This is a genomic window from Halomonas sp. Bachu 37 (assembly GCF_039691755.1).
Lineage (GTDB): Bacteria > Pseudomonadota > Gammaproteobacteria > Pseudomonadales > Halomonadaceae > Vreelandella > Vreelandella kashgarensis.
Genome location: NZ_CP137552.1, coordinates 3,451,629 through 3,467,491 on the forward strand (window position 1 = coordinate 3,451,629; position 15,863 = coordinate 3,467,491).

Annotated in this window: 17 protein-coding genes; 5 read left to right on the forward strand and 12 right to left on the reverse strand. The window is 53.5% G+C overall.

Annotated features, from left to right (window positions below; genetic code table 11):
* Nucleotides 1–39: 39 nt before the first annotated feature.
* Nucleotides 40–402 (forward strand): hypothetical protein, encoded by a 363-nt coding sequence (locus R5M92_RS15950; RefSeq protein WP_346796953.1) that lies wholly within the window; start codon nucleotides 40–42, stop codon nucleotides 400–402.
* A 167-nt stretch (nucleotides 403–569) separates the two neighbouring features.
* Here R5M92_RS15950 and R5M92_RS15955 read toward each other — a convergent pair whose 3' ends face one another.
* The 8 genes from R5M92_RS15955 to R5M92_RS15990 all read right to left on the reverse strand — a co-directional run bounded on the left by R5M92_RS15955 (nucleotide 570) and on the right by R5M92_RS15990 (nucleotide 7,639).
* A complete protein-coding gene (locus R5M92_RS15955) occupies nucleotides 570–1,142 on the reverse strand; it encodes a hypothetical protein (protein WP_346796954.1) in 573 nt (190 codons plus the stop codon).
* Between the two features lie 203 nt (nucleotides 1,143–1,345).
* A complete protein-coding gene (locus tag R5M92_RS15960) occupies nucleotides 1,346–2,275 on the reverse strand; it encodes a hypothetical protein (RefSeq protein ID WP_346796955.1) in 930 nt (309 codons plus the stop codon).
* Between the two features lie 940 nt (nucleotides 2,276–3,215).
* Nucleotides 3,216–4,160 (reverse strand): hypothetical protein, encoded by a 945-nt coding sequence (locus tag R5M92_RS15965; RefSeq protein ID WP_346796956.1) that lies wholly within the window; start codon nucleotides 4,158–4,160, stop codon nucleotides 3,216–3,218.
* A gap of 65 nt (nucleotides 4,161–4,225) precedes the next feature.
* Nucleotides 4,226–4,780, reverse strand: coding sequence for a hypothetical protein (locus R5M92_RS15970; protein WP_346799408.1), 555 nt, complete (start codon nucleotides 4,778–4,780; stop codon nucleotides 4,226–4,228).
* A 327-nt stretch (nucleotides 4,781–5,107) separates the two neighbouring features.
* The gene (locus tag R5M92_RS15975; protein WP_346796957.1) at nucleotides 5,108–5,938 is read right to left on the reverse strand and encodes a CsgG/HfaB family protein; all 831 of its coding nucleotides are present in this window, start codon (nucleotides 5,936–5,938) and stop codon (nucleotides 5,108–5,110) included.
* A gap of 53 nt (nucleotides 5,939–5,991) precedes the next feature.
* Entirely contained in the window at nucleotides 5,992–6,420 is a 429-nt protein-coding gene (locus R5M92_RS15980; RefSeq protein ID WP_346796958.1) for a curli assembly protein CsgF, read from the reverse strand.
* The gene (locus tag R5M92_RS15985; RefSeq protein ID WP_346796959.1) at nucleotides 6,420–6,926 is read right to left on the reverse strand and encodes a CsgE family curli-type amyloid fiber assembly protein; all 507 of its coding nucleotides are present in this window, start codon (nucleotides 6,924–6,926) and stop codon (nucleotides 6,420–6,422) included. The genes R5M92_RS15980 and R5M92_RS15985 overlap by 1 nt, the downstream gene beginning before the upstream one ends.
* A 20-nt stretch (nucleotides 6,927–6,946) precedes the next feature.
* On the reverse strand, nucleotides 6,947–7,639 hold the full coding sequence (locus tag R5M92_RS15990; RefSeq protein WP_346796960.1) for a LuxR C-terminal-related transcriptional regulator: 693 nt from the start codon (nucleotides 7,637–7,639) through the stop codon (nucleotides 6,947–6,949).
* A gap of 290 nt (nucleotides 7,640–7,929) precedes the next feature.
* Between R5M92_RS15990 and rdgB the strand changes: the two genes are divergently transcribed.
* The 4 genes from rdgB (at nucleotide 7,930) to R5M92_RS16010 (ending at nucleotide 11,402) form a co-directional block, all read left to right on the forward strand.
* The gene (rdgB, locus tag R5M92_RS15995; protein ID WP_346796961.1) at nucleotides 7,930–8,538 is read left to right on the forward strand and encodes an RdgB/HAM1 family non-canonical purine NTP pyrophosphatase; all 609 of its coding nucleotides are present in this window, start codon (nucleotides 7,930–7,932) and stop codon (nucleotides 8,536–8,538) included.
* On the forward strand, nucleotides 8,531–9,718 hold the full coding sequence (gene hemW / locus R5M92_RS16000) for a radical SAM family heme chaperone HemW (RefSeq protein ID WP_346796962.1): 1,188 nt from the start codon (nucleotides 8,531–8,533) through the stop codon (nucleotides 9,716–9,718). The genes rdgB and hemW overlap by 8 nt, the downstream gene beginning before the upstream one ends.
* 39 nt (nucleotides 9,719–9,757) lie before the next feature.
* A complete protein-coding gene (locus R5M92_RS16005) occupies nucleotides 9,758–10,438 on the forward strand; it encodes an OmpA family protein (RefSeq protein WP_346796963.1) in 681 nt (226 codons plus the stop codon).
* Nucleotides 10,439–10,517: 79 nt separating this feature from the next.
* Entirely contained in the window at nucleotides 10,518–11,402 is an 885-nt protein-coding gene (locus tag R5M92_RS16010; protein WP_346796964.1) for a 23S rRNA (adenine(2030)-N(6))-methyltransferase RlmJ, read from the forward strand.
* 16 nt (nucleotides 11,403–11,418) lie between these two features.
* Here the strand turns inward: R5M92_RS16010 and mnmE are convergent, their stop codons facing one another.
* The 4 genes from mnmE to rpmH form a co-directional block, all read right to left on the reverse strand.
* Nucleotides 11,419–12,789, reverse strand: a complete 1,371-nt coding sequence (gene mnmE / locus R5M92_RS16015) for a tRNA uridine-5-carboxymethylaminomethyl(34) synthesis GTPase MnmE (RefSeq protein ID WP_346796965.1) — start codon at nucleotides 12,787–12,789, stop codon at nucleotides 11,419–11,421.
* Nucleotides 12,790–12,924: 135 nt separating this feature from the next.
* Nucleotides 12,925–14,625 carry a membrane protein insertase YidC gene (gene yidC / locus R5M92_RS16020; RefSeq protein ID WP_346796966.1) on the reverse strand — a complete coding sequence of 567 codons (1,701 nt, stop codon included), beginning with the start codon at nucleotides 14,623–14,625 and terminating at the stop codon, nucleotides 12,925–12,927.
* 118 nt (nucleotides 14,626–14,743) lie between these two features.
* Entirely contained in the window at nucleotides 14,744–15,151 is a 408-nt protein-coding gene (rnpA, locus tag R5M92_RS16025) for a ribonuclease P protein component (protein ID WP_346796967.1), read from the reverse strand.
* A gap of 13 nt (nucleotides 15,152–15,164) precedes the next feature.
* Nucleotides 15,165–15,299, reverse strand: coding sequence for a 50S ribosomal protein L34 (rpmH, locus tag R5M92_RS16030; RefSeq protein ID WP_346796968.1), 135 nt, complete (start codon nucleotides 15,297–15,299; stop codon nucleotides 15,165–15,167).
* Between the last annotated feature and the right edge of the window lie 564 nt (nucleotides 15,300–15,863).

Genomic DNA, 15,863 nt, shown 5'->3' on the forward strand with positions numbered 1-15,863 from the left:
GCGGCTCTTGTCGTTATAAGCGTTTTATGAGGGTTCACCATGAAACAGCAAACAGCTTGGCGCAGCGCAATCATCGGAGTGGGGCTTGCCGCCTGGCTTCCGTTGAGCGCACAGCCGCCCGAGGAGCAGGACATGACGGACATTCGTATCAGCATCGACGGCACACCGGGTGTGGTGTACTCCGCCCACTGGAAGATCACCCAGGACGATGGAGTACAGGAACACAAGGAGGAAAACGGTACGGTACCTGCCGAATATCACTTCGAAGGCACGGCACTGGAAGGCAAGGTGACGGTGCTGAGCGATGAAGGCCGCCTGGATGTGGACGTTCAGAAAGATGGCAACCGTTCAAGCTCCTCCACCAGTGGTGGCGGTAGTACCTTGAATATTGCGGTCAGGTAATAAAAAAACCGCCCCCGAGGGGGCGGATTACGCAATGAAAAGCTGACCACCTCGTTTCTGGGCAGTTGAAGTGTTGCATGTGACTCGGTTACCGTCTTAACAAATATTATCTGACCACTTCAAATTAACTGTTACCTTGTTTCACTACATCCTAGACATACCAGCGCTTAGTAGGTCTCGATGGTAAGCGGCCTTGTAATGCCCGAATGGGCTTGCTGTTCGACGATTATGCCTTGGTAGCCACTTCCTGCCTGTAAAATATCGACCCTCCCTCCAAGCCCAGCTTGTCTTACTAGAGTTTCTTGTTGGTTACCTAGCTGGGTAATATTGGCCTCGAGATTATCACCCGTCTGTTTCACAATGCCGGTATGGTTAGAGCCCATCTGATTGATTGTAGCTTCATTGAAGTTACCAATCTGATCAATGGACGCATAGTTTGCTCTTCCCTGAATACTTCGATTCTGATTGACCTCGGTGCTGTTACCATCGCCTGTTTGGCGGATCCTGGCAACATTGGCGCGGCTTTCGTCAAACTGGGCTTCGCTAATCAGCCGCATCTTATTTTCAGTAACAAAGGCATGGGCTATCTTGTCGTCTATGCTCGCTGAATTAAACGGATTTTCCTCCGCTGAAACAGAACAGGAAAAAGCCATCGCCACCCAGCTCATTGTCAGAAGCGAGATGGCCTGGGTAATCTGGAATACGGTGGAGTGCCGTGAAACGTCGAATTTGTTGCGCATGGTTACATTCCTGATTCTTTGTATTTTAATGTAGTGCTGAATATTAACAGTATGGAAGGTATCCGAATAATTACCATAAATATTTAAACTTAATTTTTTAGGCAGTGTGAGGATGATTTATTTAATACGTTAGTGCAAAGGATGTTAACATTATAAAACCGCCCCGTGGGGCGGTATAATTTCAAGAGTAAGCTAGCGATGACTTACCATTGAGTAGCTATCGCACTGTTGTTATTGCCGGTTTGGGTAACCTGGGCGAGCCCAGCGCCTCCATGGTTTTCACCCTGGCGTACGGTAGAAACGTTATTAGAACCATTCATTTGAGTGATTTCTGCCGTATGACCGTAATTAGATCCACGTTGATATACAGAAGATGAGCTTAATTCAGCATTGTCTTGAATAATTACTGCGTCATGGTCATTACCGTTTTGGTGAACAAAACTCCAGGTTTGATCTGTGTTATTTTGTTGAGTAATATCTGCTTCGTTACGGTTTCCTGATTGATTAATAATGGAATCGCTTAAGCTAGAGTCAATTTGTTTAACTGTGGCTTTGTTGTGGTCACCACCAATTTGGCTTATATAGGAGTCGTTTAGTTCGCCACCGGTCTGGGTGACATTGGCTTCGTTACCATAGCCAGTCCATTGGTAGGTCTTAGATTCATGTTGATTGCCAGCTTGTTCGACGTTAACTACGCCTGCTTCGGCTTGTTGGTATACAACTGAGCTATTTAGTTTGCCTCCCTGAGTAATATTGGCTGTATTATTACCACCGGTTTGTGTAATTTTTGATGTATGCCGGTCGCCTTCTTGTAGGACTAAAGCTTTGTTCACGTTCCCGCTTTGTATAATCCGTGACCATTGTTCATGAGTGTTATTGCTAGATTGCACAGTTTCTGCCGAGTTATCGTCTCCGGATTGTTCGATAATGGAGGAGCGTGTAGCTGAGTCCCCACTGAATTCAGGAGAACCATTCATTTCTGCACGTCTTTTTTCCTGAAAAGCAAAACCTCCATTTGTTCCATCATTAGCTGAATCATTGATTGAATCCTCATAGCCGCGTGGGTCTGCACTGGCTGAAAAAGAAACAGCGAGAGCGATGGCGGCAGTCATAGCGGTAAGTTGCATTTTCATGGTATTTCCCCTTTGGTTTCGATCGTCTTGCTTATGACACCAAGGCAGCAAAATACTGCTCAGTGGGTCTCGATGGTGATCGGCGGTGCATACTGAAATTCACTGCGGATGCCATGCTGATCACCCCTCGATGATGAAATTCAAATCCTGCTTAAACCCAAGGTTTATTGAACATGTACTTCTTTCTTTGAAGTAACTTTTCGTAGCTCAATCATCCGGCCCAGCAACAAGCGAGATGGCTTGGGTAACGTTTTGAAAGCAATGAAGCACCGTGAAGCATGTAAATAGTGTCGTATGCTGTCTATTGTTACGATCCTGTTTCTTCGTATTCTCATGTAACGTTTTGTTGAGAACAGTATGGAAGGTATCGATGGGGTTGCCATGGTTAATTACTCTGAAATACGGATTTAAAAACACCATTGTTTTTAAAACACGTAAGATGAGTTTTTTAATGCTAGATGAGTAGTATGCTGGTGCTAGAATAATTTCGATTAAGGGCAGTAGCGTGTCGGCACGAGTGGACAAGCCACTTTCACGGTTATGAGCGGAAAGTAGTCGGCTGAATTAATAGCAGGCGATGCTATCAAGAGAATGGATCAAGAAGAGAAAGAAAGCAGTTAGGGACGGGTTGCCCTTGGCTGCCACAACACTATGTAGCGAACCGCTTGATCATGCGTTCGGTATATGACGTTGCAGGAGGGGAAGTTTGGCTAATCGTGTAGCGTATTATATAGCTATCAAATTTGTGGGCTGGACCATTTTCTCGGGCAGTGGCGGGGTCGTGTACGAAAAAAGTGACTCAACATTTCACTGGGCTAGTAGACCTTCCCAATATTATCCGAGCTAATCAGGACGGGAAGAAAGCCATGAGAGAAGATGCTGCCCATAAAAAAACCGCCCCCGGTGGGCGGTTTAAGATTAGGAATAATTTATTTCCTTATTACCATTGGGTAACAATCGCGCTGTTATGGCTACCTCCCGATTGGGTAACCTGAGCGAGTCCTGACCCTCCATAACTTGCTCCTTGGCGTACAGTAGATACATTATCCGTACCATTTTTTTGGAGTATTTCTGCCCTATGAGCGTAGTTACCACTTTGATGTATGTAGGATGCACTTAAGTCAGCACTGTGTTGAGTCACCTCCGCTACATGGTCATCACCACTTTGATAGACAAAGCTCCAAGTTTCATCTGCATTGTACTCTTGTGTTATATCTGCTTCGTTACGGTTTCCTACTTGGGTGATAATTGAATCGCTTCGCTCTGTATTATATTGTTGTTTAACTTCAGCGCTGTTTTCAGTTCCATTTTGGTTAATATAAGAGTCGTTTAGCTCGCCATCCGTCTGGGTAACATTGGCTACATTGTTACTGCCCATCTGATACAAGTAAGATTCGTGCTTATCACCTGTTTGATAAACGTATGCTTCGTTTTCTGTTCCATCTTGGTATATATAAGAGTCGTTCAGCTCGCCCCCTTTCTGGGTAACGATAGCTTTATTCTGATTACCATATCTTTGCATTACGTCAGAAGAATGCCGGTCGCCTTCTTGAAGGACATAAGCCTCGTTTCCGTCAGTAGTTTGTCGTATTCTAGACCATTGCTCATTAGTATTATCGCTTGATTGGTCTGTTTCTGCTTTGTTATTGCTTCCACCTTGTTCAATAATGGATGTACGTGTACTTGAGGGACCAACAAAAGCGTTAAATCCATCCATGTCTGAACGTCTATTCTGTTGGAAATCAAAGTTTGCATTTGTTCCATCATTAGCGTCAGTATTTGAGGAATCCTCATAATTACGTGGTTCGGCACTGGGATCGGCACTGGCCGAAAAAGAGACAGCCAGAGCGACGGCGGCGGCGAGTGCGGTGAGTTGCAGTTTCATGGTATTTCCCCTTTGGTTTCGATCGTCTTGCTTTCGATGTGATCACCGAGTCGGCGGAATGCCGCTCAGTGGGTCTCGACGATGACCGGCAGTGCATTGCCCGAGTATGTGTGTTGTTCGATGCTAATGCTGCGTTGGTCATACCCCGATTGTGAAATCTTGATGTCGCTTGCAATACCGAATTGATGAATATCGGCATTTAAAGGAAGACTATTGTTTTGCTGATTTATTTCGGCGTTGTGACTATTCCCCACTTGCCAGATAACGGCGGTGTGATTACCGCCCTGCTGGAATATGTCGGCGTTATTCTGGTTGCCGTTTTGGTAAATAAACGCGAAGTTTCCCGCTTGATAACTGGCTGACTGGGACTGAACGACACTGGCGTTATTATTGTTACCGATTTGTTGAATAATACTGGCGTTGCTTATGTTTCCATTGTCAAGGAGTTGCTGCTGTTGCTCTATGTGCTGCGTGATTCTTGCCCGCTCCAGCAGGTTTTGCTCGCTTTCATTAGCGCTGAGGGGAGCACTGAAAATAGCCATCAAAAATAAAAAAACAGCGGAGCCGGTAAGCAAGCTAAGCCAATTCCGGATACTGAATAAGCAAGAGCCGTAAATCATGTTCACGTAACACTCCTTGAATAAACACTCTGTTGCTATTTTTTACATGTACTGATTCTGGCTTCTGGAACTTTTTTGGCTATAAGAAGTTTTCGGGTTTTGAAGTTTTTAAAATTGCTGTTTTTTATTACGAGCAGAGGTAAACAAACCACATAACATAGGTTATGGAATTCGTGCCGACTAGACGACTAGGGAAGGGCACCAAAATCACCGTTGAATAATTCACTTTAAGGTTCAACGGATTACAAAAATAGTAGTTTTAGCTGAACAAAAAAAAGGTCATGCAAAAGCATGACCTTGACTGTTACCTTGCTAATTTAGATTGATCTACAGCTTGGGTATAGGCGCGTTCAGGTAGTCCGCCAGAATGGTTTCATTGAAATTGACATCGTTCGGCAGGTTCCACAAACGGTTTTCCACTCCTTCCGCGATCAAGTGAATCACCGACGATTCGATAGCGGACATTACCGCCATCTGTACCGGTTCATTGGTGGTAACCCCGGCTTCGGCCTCGAGCAGGCGGCTGAAGTCGATGAAGCGGTAGACGCCAGCCCGCAGCTCCTTGGAATAGATTGTCTTGGTGGTGGTCACGTTGGCCAGTACCTCGCCGGAGGAGATCTCCACCGCCCTGAGATTGACGGTAACCTGGTCTACCTGATACTGGCCGGAGGCGCCGATACCGAAATACTCCGCACCCGCACCCCCGGTGCGCACATTCGACTCATAGGCGATGATGCCCCCTTCCAGCATCACCGAAGCCGCACGTAACGAAGGCAAGGTATCCGGCTGGTTGAAGCGCTCGAATTCCGCCCGGATGATACGCCGTTCGGTCAGCAGGTTCTGCAATCCGACCCGTTCGAGTGGGATGAACCAGCCGGAATCCGCCAGCGCGCCGGTCAGCATCGCCGCCGCCCCTTGGGTAACCGCCGTGGAAAACGTACTGGCCGGGGCCGGGCGGTATTGGCCCGTCTGGTCGCGGAAATCATACACCGAGACGAAAATGCGCCCGGCGGGGGGTGGCAGTGACACCAGGTCCTGGTAGGTGGAGCCCCTGGGGGTGAGTGTCGCGGGTGCTCCTTCCAGATTCTCCGAAGTGGTGACGACACCGGCACAGCCACTCAGCCAGAGAGCCAGCATGCCAATGATAAATATTCTCATGGGTGTCCCCTTGTCTTGTTGCGTCTGTTGTTTGGATGAGCGGATCGATTGTTTCAAGGGTTGAATAAGCCGCCGACATTGATGGTGGTAACGTCACCGGTGAGCTTGTCCACCACCTGAACGGTAAGCTGGCCGCCGTCATCACGGACCACGACACCGAATTCGTCGCTATCGAAGCTACCTTCTCCGACATCACCGCTACCGACATCGCTGATGAGCTGGGAAATAAGTCGGCTTTCCAAGCTTTGAATCAGGCGTTCAGTAGACGAAATGGGTTGCGAACGGCTCGATCGGGGATCGGTATGGGTATCCTGGGACTGGGCTTTGCCCAGCAGGTAACTGCCCACGAACGGATCACCGCCGAACGAGGGATTGAGAGGCTCGTAAACGAGCTCTCCGGCAGAGGCTGCAAGAGATAACGTACTAAGTAGCAATGCTGTGGGGAGCACTTGCATAGCACGGGGTATACGGTAGGTTTTCATCAGTTCAACTCCTCGCTTCCTAAATCCTTATCAGATGAGATAGCCGAAGAGAGCTGGTGCTTGAGCAAGGCTTCTTCGACGATTTGCACCGCTTCCGACGCCATTCGGTCCGCTTCATTGATGCGGGGAGATAGCTGGGTGCGAAAATACATGCGGTTGGCTTCCATCACCCATAGCTGGCTACCCCACCGGGCATCCGGTCGCTCCTGAATGGTCAGGGTGGCCTGGTTGATGAGGGGACGGCCCATGGCGTGCTGGCTGAAGGCGCGATAGAACGTCTTTCCCGCCATGGTGATGGTGCGATCGACCAGCACGCCTTTCAGTTCGCTACTTCCCGGCGGCTGACGATCCAGGGCGGGCCCATCGGGGCTGGAAAGTCTGTTGATCTCTTCTACTTGCTCCTGCTCGCTGGGTGGCAGGCTCTCTTGGGCCCAGCTAAGTGAGGAGACCAACAAGATGGCCATCAGCACGGTAAATCGACGTAGTGCCGTTAAGCTGAATTTCATACTCTTTCCTGCGATAGCGGCTAGCGGTGCTGTGAAGCGCTGCGGCCGGCTTCCACGTTGGGAAGGATCGGGCCGATATTCTGGTGAATCCAGTTCAACGCCTGGATACGGTTATGCACATTGATCTTGCGGAAGATGTTGTAGAGGTGAGATTTGACCGTGTGCTCGCTGACGAACAGCTTTTCGGCAATCTGTTGATTGGAGGCGCCGGAGCTCAGCAGTGAGATGATTTCCATCTCGCGATTGGTGAGGCCGCAAGCGGGGCGGAAGGCATTGCTTTGATACTTGCGGTAGAACATGATCAGCCGCGCCATCAGATCCCGCGACATCCATAATTCGCCGTCGAGCAACCCCGTGATGCCCTTGCAGATCACCTCCAGGCTCTCGTTGCGATAGAAGATCCCTTTCAGCTGGGCGCTGGAAAGCGCTTCCAGAGCATGGTCCATATCACGGATGTTGAAGGCCGCGAGAGGCAGCCGGGAAAGGGGTTCGGCAAGTTTCTCCTGCCATGCCTGTAGGGCGTCTACCCCGATGTGATCGGTATCGATGAGAATCAACGCCTGTTCGGGTGGCGTGACGGTTAATGCGGAGGAAGGAGAGTGGATGCGTACATCACAGCCGGTATGCTCATGCAGGTAATCAATAAATAGCTGAGCCTGTGGACTTTTCTCCGTTATTACGTAGACAACCTTTGATGAAGTCCCCTGCGACATGAGATGGCCCTCGTAGAGATAAAGAATGAGTGAGTTCACCTAGAGTGTTGTCGAAAAGAGTCCAAACGTAAAGTTTTGTTGCTAAAAAAATTGATAGAGGCGTTTTATTGATGTCCTGGATTTTTAAAAATCGTTTTAAAACAATTATTTAAAAATATTGCAATAAGGAAGTATGAGAAAAGTAGCAATGGGAAACCAAAAAATTGGTCCTACAATGCGTAACAGTTGAAAGGCCTAGGCAGCCGAGAGAAGGGGTAGACTGACCCTTCGTAATCAAGGGAGACCGTGGGATGCAGGCTGAATCAGCATTGGTACTGGCTAGTGGTAACAAGGGGAAGCTCAAGGAATTCGATTCCCTGCTTTCACCCTTAGGGTTTGACGTCAGATTGCAGGCGGATTTCGACGTGGCGGAAGTGGAAGAAACCGGCCTGACGTTCGTCGAGAACGCCCTGCTGAAGGCCCGCCAAGCCAGCCGTATCAGCGGATTGCCCGCCCTGGCGGATGATTCCGGGCTGGAGGTGGATGCCCTCGATGGCGCGCCGGGTATCTACTCGGCTCGCTTCGCCGGTGAGCCCAAAAGCGACGCTCGCAACAATGAGGCGCTGCTGAAAGCATTGAGTGACGTTCCCGAAGGCCAGCGCAGCGGCCGCTATTGGTGCGTGCTGGTATATCTGCGTCACGCTGACGACCCTGTGCCGCTGATCGTGCAACGCAGCTGGGAAGGCGAGATCCTGGCGCATCCTCGGGGTGAAGGCGGCTTTGGCTATGACCCCCTTTTCTGGTTGCCGGAGCAGGCGATGAGCGTGGCTGAGCTTTCTGCGGAATCAAAGAATCGGTTAAGCCACCGAGGCCGGGCGTTACAGGCGCTGGTGGAGATGCTCAAGGTGGCGCATGGCTGAATCGCTGCCGCCCCTGTCGCTATACATTCATACGCCCTGGTGCGTGCGCAAATGTCCCTATTGCGACTTCAATTCCCATGAAGCGGGGAAAACCGCCGAGAGCGAATCGGGCCTACCCGAAGAGCGCTATCGCCAGGCCCTGGTGCAGGATCTCGAGGCCGATCTGGCGCTGATAACGCCACGCGAACTCACCAGCATCTTTATCGGCGGTGGTACACCGAGCTTGCTGTCGGCGGAGTTCTATCAACGGCTGCTGACGGAAATCCGCCAGCGGCTTCCCTTTGCCGCGGATATCGAGATCACCCTGGAAGCGAATCCCGGCACACTGGAACAAGGCCGGTTTGCCGGGTATCGGCAGGCGGGTATCAACCGCCTATCCTTGGGCATTCAAAGCTTTCAGAAGGCTCAGCTGGCAGCGTTGGGGCGTATTCACGATGACAAGGACGCCTTGGCGGCGTTTTCAGAAGCCCGTGCCGCCGGGTTCGATAACATCAATCTGGACCTGATGCACGGCTTGCCGGGACAGACCCCGGAAATGGCGCTGGCGGATCTCGAGCAGGCGCTGACACTCGAGCCGGAACATATCTCCTGGTATCAATTGACCCTGGAACCCAACACCGAATTTTTCTCGCATCCCCCTTCGCTGCCTGAAGAGGAAACGTTGTGGGACATACAGGATGGCGGGCACGAAAGGCTGGAAAGCGCCGGTTTTCAGCGCTATGAAATTTCCGCCTATGCCAGACCGGGCAAGCAGAGCCGGCATAATCTCAATTATTGGCGTTTCGGTGACTACCTGGGAATCGGTGCTGGCGCCCACGGCAAGCTGAGCCGGATCGACGGGGAAGGCGGTCTTAGGATTGAAAGACGCTGGAAAACCCGGCAGCCTGATGCCTATCTGCGTCGCTTGAACGATTTACGCGGGTTCGTGGCGGGACATCGTGACGTGGCCGACCCAGGGGAGCTGGTGTTGGAATTCGCCATGAATGCTCTCCGGCTCACCCAGGGTGTTCCCATGCAGACCTGGACGGCGCATACCGGGCAACCGGCGCAGGTGCTGCGTGACCGAATGGTCGCGGCAGATAAAAAAGGACTTTTGATGGAAGCGTCCGCGCGGCTGCAAGCTTCACCTCAAGGTCTACTATTCTTGAACGAGTTGTTGGCGTTGATCAACGACGAATGAAGCAAGTAAATGCCCAAACTCTGACGAAGGGAGAGATTTATGCATGGATTTTCCAAACTACTGACACCATTGGCGGCAATGTTGCTGGTGGCGGGTTGTGCCTCCGATCCTTATGGCGGCCAATCCCAGCGTTCCTCGACCGGCACGGGTGCCGGCATCGGGGCGGCGGTGGGCGCAGCCGCCGGTGCGCTTTCCGGTGATGGCAGTACGAGCCGTCGTGACCGTGCGCTGATCGGCGCTGCGGTGGGCGCAGCCGCCGGTGCCGGCGTCGGTGCCTACATGGATCGCCAGGAGCAGCAGTTGCGGCAGAATCTGCAAGGTTCGCGGGTCGAAGTCGCTCGCCAGGGCGATGATATCGTGCTGAATATGCCTAGCGGTGTGACGTTCGGCTTCGATTCCAGTGACCTGACCTCGGAAGCGCGTAACTCGCTGGATGAAGTCTCCGCTGTTCTGCGCGAATACACCGACACTCGTGTCAATATTGCCGGCCATACCGACAGCACGGGGGATGACAGCTATAACCAGCGCCTGTCGGAGCGTCGTGCCCAGGCAGTAGGGCGTTACCTGAGCCAGACGGGCGTTTCTTCATCGCGCCTCAACACGGTCGGCTATGGCGAGACACGTCCGGTCGCGAGCAACGACACCGATCAAGGCCGCATGCAGAACCGCCGCGTGGAGATCACCTTGACACCTATAGAGCAGCAGCAACGGCAGCAATAATCGCATTGTGGTGACAGTTACTGGCCCGCCGTCACCGGCGGGCTTTTTTTGCAGCGATCCGCCCGATTGGACCCGATCCATGCTTTCTTACCAACACGCGTACCATGCCGGCAATTTTGCCGATGTTCACAAGCATCTAACGCTTTTTGCCGTTACCGATAATTTATTACGTAAGAAATCGCCTGTTACATATATCGATACCCATGCCGGTCGTGGGCTTTACCCATTATCTGCCGAGGAGAGCTCACGGCTTCAAGAGCATCTATCCGGTATCGTGCCGTTGTGGCAAGCCCGAAGCCGTATCAACGATCCGCTGGCGCTCGAGTGGCTGCAGACAATAGCCGCTGCGCAGGAGCAGGAAAAAGGGCAGAAAGAAGCGCAAGGAAAAGAGCCGAATGGTGCCTCTCTGAGCCATTATCCCGGTTCGCCCTGGTGGCTGGCGCAGCGCTTGAGATCCCAGGATCGCTTGCGGCTGTTCGAGCTGCATCCAGGCGAGCATGCCCGCCTGGCAAAGCAGGTTCTCCCGGCCAACACACGCCATGAATATGGCGATGGATTGGGCGGGCTTCTGGCCATGCTGCCGGTAGCCACCCCGCGGCTTTGCGTGTTGATCGACCCCAGTTACGAGCTCAAGGCGGAATATCGAGAGGTGGCCGAGGTGGTGGTCCAGGCGATGCGCAAGGCACGTCATGCCATCGTCCTGATCTGGTATCCCTTGCTGCCGGCAGGGCAGCATCATGAACTGCTTGAGTCCTTGCGTTCGAGCGGGCTGCGCAAGATATGGCGTAGCGAACTGCACCAGCGGGACCCGAAACAGGCAGAGCGCGGCATGTACGGCAGCGGCATGCTGGTGGTCAATCCGCCTTGGGGAGTCGACACCCGCCTGGCCGACGCGATGCGCGAGCTGACCCCACTATTGGGGGAGCAATGCCGCTACTCGGCGGACTGGTGGGTGGAGGAGTAAGAAGAGTAAGGAGGCGCTACTTGCCGATACAGAAACTGCCGAAAATTTCTCCCAGCAGGTCGTCGGCACTGAACTCCCCGGTAATCTCTCCCAGGGCCTGCTGGGCGTCGCGCAAGTCCTCCGCCAATAATTCCCCCGCTCCATGGCCTTCCAACTGCAAGGCGCCGTTATCCAAGGCGGTGGCGGCTCTGTCCAGAGCATCGAGGTGGCGCCTGCGGGCGGAGAAGCGCCCTTCGGTATTGCTGGAGAAGCCCATCACCTCCTTGAGGTGAGCTTTCAGATTATCCACACCCAGTCCGGTCTTGGCGGAGAGCCGTATCACCGCAGGTATTGTGGATAACTCACTTTCGGCGGTTTCGTCCGTTGCATCGATCTTGTTGCGCACCAGGGTCAGGCGGTCGGCATCGGGCAGGCGGGCGACGAATTCGGGCCATACCGCCATCGGGTCGGTTGAGGGCGTCGTGGCGGCATCCACCAGCAGCAATACCCGGTCGGCCCGCTCGATTTCGCTCCAGGCCCTGGCGACGCCGATCTGTTCCACCGCGTCGGGGGTGTCGCGCAGTCCCGCAGTATCGATGATATGCAGCGGCATGCCGTCGATATGAATATGTTCGCGCAGCACATCCCGGGTGGTGCCGGCGATATCGGTGACGATGGCGGTGTCCTGTTCGGTAAGCGCGTTGAGCAGGCTGGACTTGCCAGCATTAGGGCGGCCAGCGATGACCACACTCATGCCTTCGCGCATCAATGCGCCTTGGCCCGCTGCCAGGCGGACTTCCCTCAGCTCTTGCTGCACGTCACCGAGCATGGCTGCCACTTTGCCATCGGCGAGGAAATCGATCTCTTCCTCGGGGAAGTCGATGGCCGCCTCGACGTACATGCGCAGCTCGATAAGCCGCTGTACCAGGCTCGTCACGCGCCGAGAGAACTCTCCCTGTAGCGAGCGCAGGGCGTTCTCTACGGCGCTTCTGGAACTGGCATCGATCAAGTCGGCGATGGCTTCCGCCTGGGCAAGATCGAGCTTGTCGTTGAGAAAGGCACGTTCGGAGAACTCACCCGGTCGCGCCAGGCGCGCGCCGAGCTGTACGCAGCGTTCCAGAAGCAAGTCCATCAGTACCGGGCCGCCGTGTCCCTGCAGCTCCAGCACGTCTTCGCCGGTAAAGGAGTTGGGGCCAGGGAAGAACAGGGCGATGCCTTCATCGATCACGCCTGATTGGCCCTGGAAAGGACCATAGTGCGCGTGGCGCGGCGCCGGGCAGCGGCCCAGTATGGCATCGGCCAGAAGCCGTGAAGAGGGGCCGGAAACGCGCACGATACCGACGCCGCCGCGGCCGGGCGGCGTCGCCAACGCAGCGATGGTGTCTTCCACATAAAGTCGTTCAGCCAAGGCCATCTCTCCCTTGTCGAAGCCGCTCGAAGCTGCGTATTGTCAAATACCGAAGCATGTTTGTCGATTTACCTAGAGCAGAAACGCCAGACCCCCGCAAGGCGCGGGGGTCTGGAGATCATCGACACGCTAGGGTTACTTGGTTCTCATGCCCTTGCCGACGCTCGGGTCGTTTTCAATCTTGCGCGTGATGATGTACTGCTGCGCCACCGAAATGATGTTGTTGACCACCCAGTAGATGACCAGACCGGCGGGGAACCAGAGGAAGAAGAAGGTGAAGATGATGGGGAGCATCTTCATGATCTTCGCCTGGGTCGGGTCCGGCGGTGTGGGGTTGAGCATCTGCTGGACGAACATGGAGATACCCATCAGGATCGGCAGGATGAAGAGCGGATCCTTCACCGAGAGATCCTGTATCCAGAACATGAACGGTGCGTGGCGCAGCTCCACGGATTCCAGCAGCATCCAGTAAAGCGCGATGAAGACCGGCATCTGTACCAGGATGGGCAGACAGCCCCCCAGAGGATTGATCTTCTCCTTCTGGTAGAACTTCATCATTTCCTGGGACATCTTCTGGCGGTCGTCGCCATAGAGTTCCTTGAGACGTTGCATTTCTGGCCCGAGCTTACGCATGCGAGCCATGGACTTGTAGGCCTTGGCGGAAAGCGGGAACAGCACGATCTTGACCAGGACGGTCAGCAGCACGATGGACCAGCCCCAATTCCCCACGATGTCGTGGATCTTGTCCAGCAACCAGAAAAGCGGGTTGGCGATGAACCACAACCAGCCGTAGTCGACGGTAAGCTTGAGGTTGGGAGCGGCGCTTTGCAGGTGATCCTGAATCTTGGGGCCCACAAAGAGGGTGGCACCCAACGTCGCTTCGCCGTTGGCTTCTATGGTGCTGTTCGGGCCCGCTACCGCCGCGACGTTACGTCCGCGCGAGTCGGTGGTGGCGTAATACAGGTTCTGTTGTGACTGAGGCGGCGCCCAGGCAGACACGAAATAGTGCTGAATTATCGCAACCCAGCCGCCTTCCGCTTCACGATTGTTGAAGTTGCCTTCCTGGATGGCTTCGAAATCGACCTTCTGATAGCGGTCTTCCGGCGTGGAGAACGCTGCTCCCAGGTAGGAGTTCATTCCCATCGAGACGCCACTGGAGGGGTCCGGCGAATTATCCCGTACCAGTTGGCCGATAAAGCGCGCACTGACAGGCGACTCGGTATTGTTTGCCACATAATAGCTGACGTCGATGGCGTAGCTGCCACGATCGAAGGTCATACGCTTGATGATATCGACGCCGTTGACCTCGGCTGTCAGATCGACTACGACGCTGTCTTCGCCTTCGTCCAGTCGATACTCCGTGGTTTCGGGAGTAAAGGCGATGCGGCTTGCCTGTCCGTCGAGCTGCAGACCGGAACGCGCTACGTAACTGCGGGTCTGGTTATCCGAGAGCAGTACATAGTTTCTCTCTGACTCGAGGGTCATCTTGTGCTGGGGCAAGGAGGCATAGACGATATCGCCGCCGTGGGGATCGATACGCACGTCAAGTACATCGGTAGTGACGGCAACAAGATCCCGGCTGGTGCCTGCGCTGCCTTCTACTTCGAGAGTACCGTTCTGTTCCGTGCCGTTCTGTGGCGCGGAGGGCACGGCCAGGCCTTCGTCCCCGTTATCGTCTCCCTGAGCCTGGCTGTCCAATGCTCCATTGGAGGAGCGGGACAACTCGGTCTCTTGGGGGGCAACTGGGGTCTGCCCATAGTCCTGATTCCACTGGACAACCAGTAGATAAGCTAGAATAGCCAGTGGAATCAGTAGGATAAGTCGTTTTACGTCCATGAGGGTTCTGCCCGGTGGGTGGTGAACATGCTGATGGCGCAATATCTTTCGCCCGACCTATGACACACGAAGGCCTGCCGTGAGGCAGGCCGTAGTCGAGCGGCGAGGTGCATAGCGGTCAAGGGTAACCGGTCATATCGGATCGCGAGGAAGATGCCGCCAGGGCGGCTGCATTGGCCTCACGTTCCAATCGTTTCCACATCCCATGCAACTGGCGATGCAGAGTCGCGTTGTCCAGTTCATGCACTCCACGTCTGGCAAGCACCACGATATCCACAGCGGGAAGTTGATGCTGGCGTAGACGGATGGAGTCGCGAACCAGGCGCTTGAAGCGGTTACGAGCCACAGCGTGTTTCACATTCTTCTTGCTGACCACAAGACCCAGGCGGGGATGCCCCAAGGGATTAAGGCGCACCAGCGCCATCATGCCTTTGCCATGTATCTTGAAGTCGGCTTGTGCGAAAACGTGGTGGTAATCCCCAGCGTTGAGCAATCGCAGACACCGGGGAAAGCCTTGACGGGACACACGCAATCCGAGATCAGGCGCTCAGACGCTTACGGCCTTTGGCGCGACGGCGAGCCAGAATGGCACGACCGTTTTTGCTGGCCATACGAGCACGGAAGCCATGCGCGCGCTTGCGCTTGAGAACGCTAGGTTGAAAAGTGCGTTTCATAACTCGTTATTCCCACGTGGTTTTAGGACGGAACATGCATTCCAAAGGCCCTGAAATAGCACGGAACTACCCAGGGAGGTTCAATTCAAGACCGGAAATTGTAGAGGCTTCACGAGCCAGGTGCAATTTTTCTGTTGAGTAATTGTTGTGTGGCGGCCGTGCCCAGGCGGTTTCGCATCACTCGTGCTTTCGCGAAGGGAGACAACGGGGGTACGAGATTAGGCCTGCCGCAATTACTATCAATATATAGTTCTTTTAACTGAAGTTGTTATTAATAGTGGGGATACTATTTGTTAGTAACCCGTATAAAACCATTGATAACAATGGCCTATTATATTACGTATGTTGTGGATAAGCACCGGTAAACAGGTTGGTAGCGTGTCAGGAAGTTGTGAATGAAATCAGGAAGGATTGTATCGCGAGGTTTCTTCCCCGGGCTGTACGGCTGTTTTCCGAAGGATACAGAAACAATTATCCACAGCAGTTTTTGCAGTGTCTGTCGTGTGGATAACCTGGCCTTTGAGAGCTACAATGTTCGGCCGTTTTCAACCGATGGTGAGATGT

Excerpts from the sequence above, each read along its gene's own strand:
- R5M92_RS15950 (WP_346796953.1), top strand. The coding sequence starts at position 40 with ATGAAACAGCAAACAGCTTGGCGCAGCGCAATCATCGGAGTGGGGCTT.
- R5M92_RS15980 (WP_346796958.1), bottom strand. The coding sequence starts at position 6,420 with ATGAAAACCTACCGTATACCCCGTGCTATGCAAGTGCTCCCCACAGCA.
- rpmH (WP_346796968.1), bottom strand. The coding sequence starts at position 15,299 with ATGAAACGCACTTTTCAACCTAGCGTTCTCAAGCGCAAGCGCGCGCAT.
- R5M92_RS15965 (WP_346796956.1), bottom strand. The coding sequence starts at position 4,160 with ATGAAACTGCAACTCACCGCACTCGCCGCCGCCGTCGCTCTGGCTGTC.
- R5M92_RS15960 (WP_346796955.1), bottom strand. The coding sequence starts at position 2,275 with ATGAAAATGCAACTTACCGCTATGACTGCCGCCATCGCTCTCGCTGTT.
- rdgB (WP_346796961.1), top strand. The coding sequence starts at position 7,930 with ATGCAGGCTGAATCAGCATTGGTACTGGCTAGTGGTAACAAGGGGAAG.
- R5M92_RS16005 (WP_346796963.1), top strand. The coding sequence starts at position 9,758 with ATGCATGGATTTTCCAAACTACTGACACCATTGGCGGCAATGTTGCTG.
- R5M92_RS15985 (WP_346796959.1), bottom strand. The coding sequence starts at position 6,926 with ATGAAATTCAGCTTAACGGCACTACGTCGATTTACCGTGCTGATGGCC.
- R5M92_RS15990 (WP_346796960.1), bottom strand. The coding sequence starts at position 7,639 with ATGTCGCAGGGGACTTCATCAAAGGTTGTCTACGTAATAACGGAGAAA.
- yidC (WP_346796966.1), bottom strand. The coding sequence starts at position 14,625 with ATGGACGTAAAACGACTTATCCTACTGATTCCACTGGCTATTCTAGCT.
- R5M92_RS15970 (WP_346799408.1), bottom strand. The coding sequence starts at position 4,780 with ATGATTTACGGCTCTTGCTTATTCAGTATCCGGAATTGGCTTAGCTTG.
- R5M92_RS15975 (WP_346796957.1), bottom strand. The coding sequence starts at position 5,938 with ATGAGAATATTTATCATTGGCATGCTGGCTCTCTGGCTGAGTGGCTGT.
- R5M92_RS16010 (WP_346796964.1), top strand. The coding sequence starts at position 10,518 with ATGCTTTCTTACCAACACGCGTACCATGCCGGCAATTTTGCCGATGTT.
- R5M92_RS15955 (WP_346796954.1), bottom strand. The coding sequence starts at position 1,142 with ATGCGCAACAAATTCGACGTTTCACGGCACTCCACCGTATTCCAGATT.
- hemW (WP_346796962.1), top strand. The coding sequence starts at position 8,531 with ATGGCTGAATCGCTGCCGCCCCTGTCGCTATACATTCATACGCCCTGG.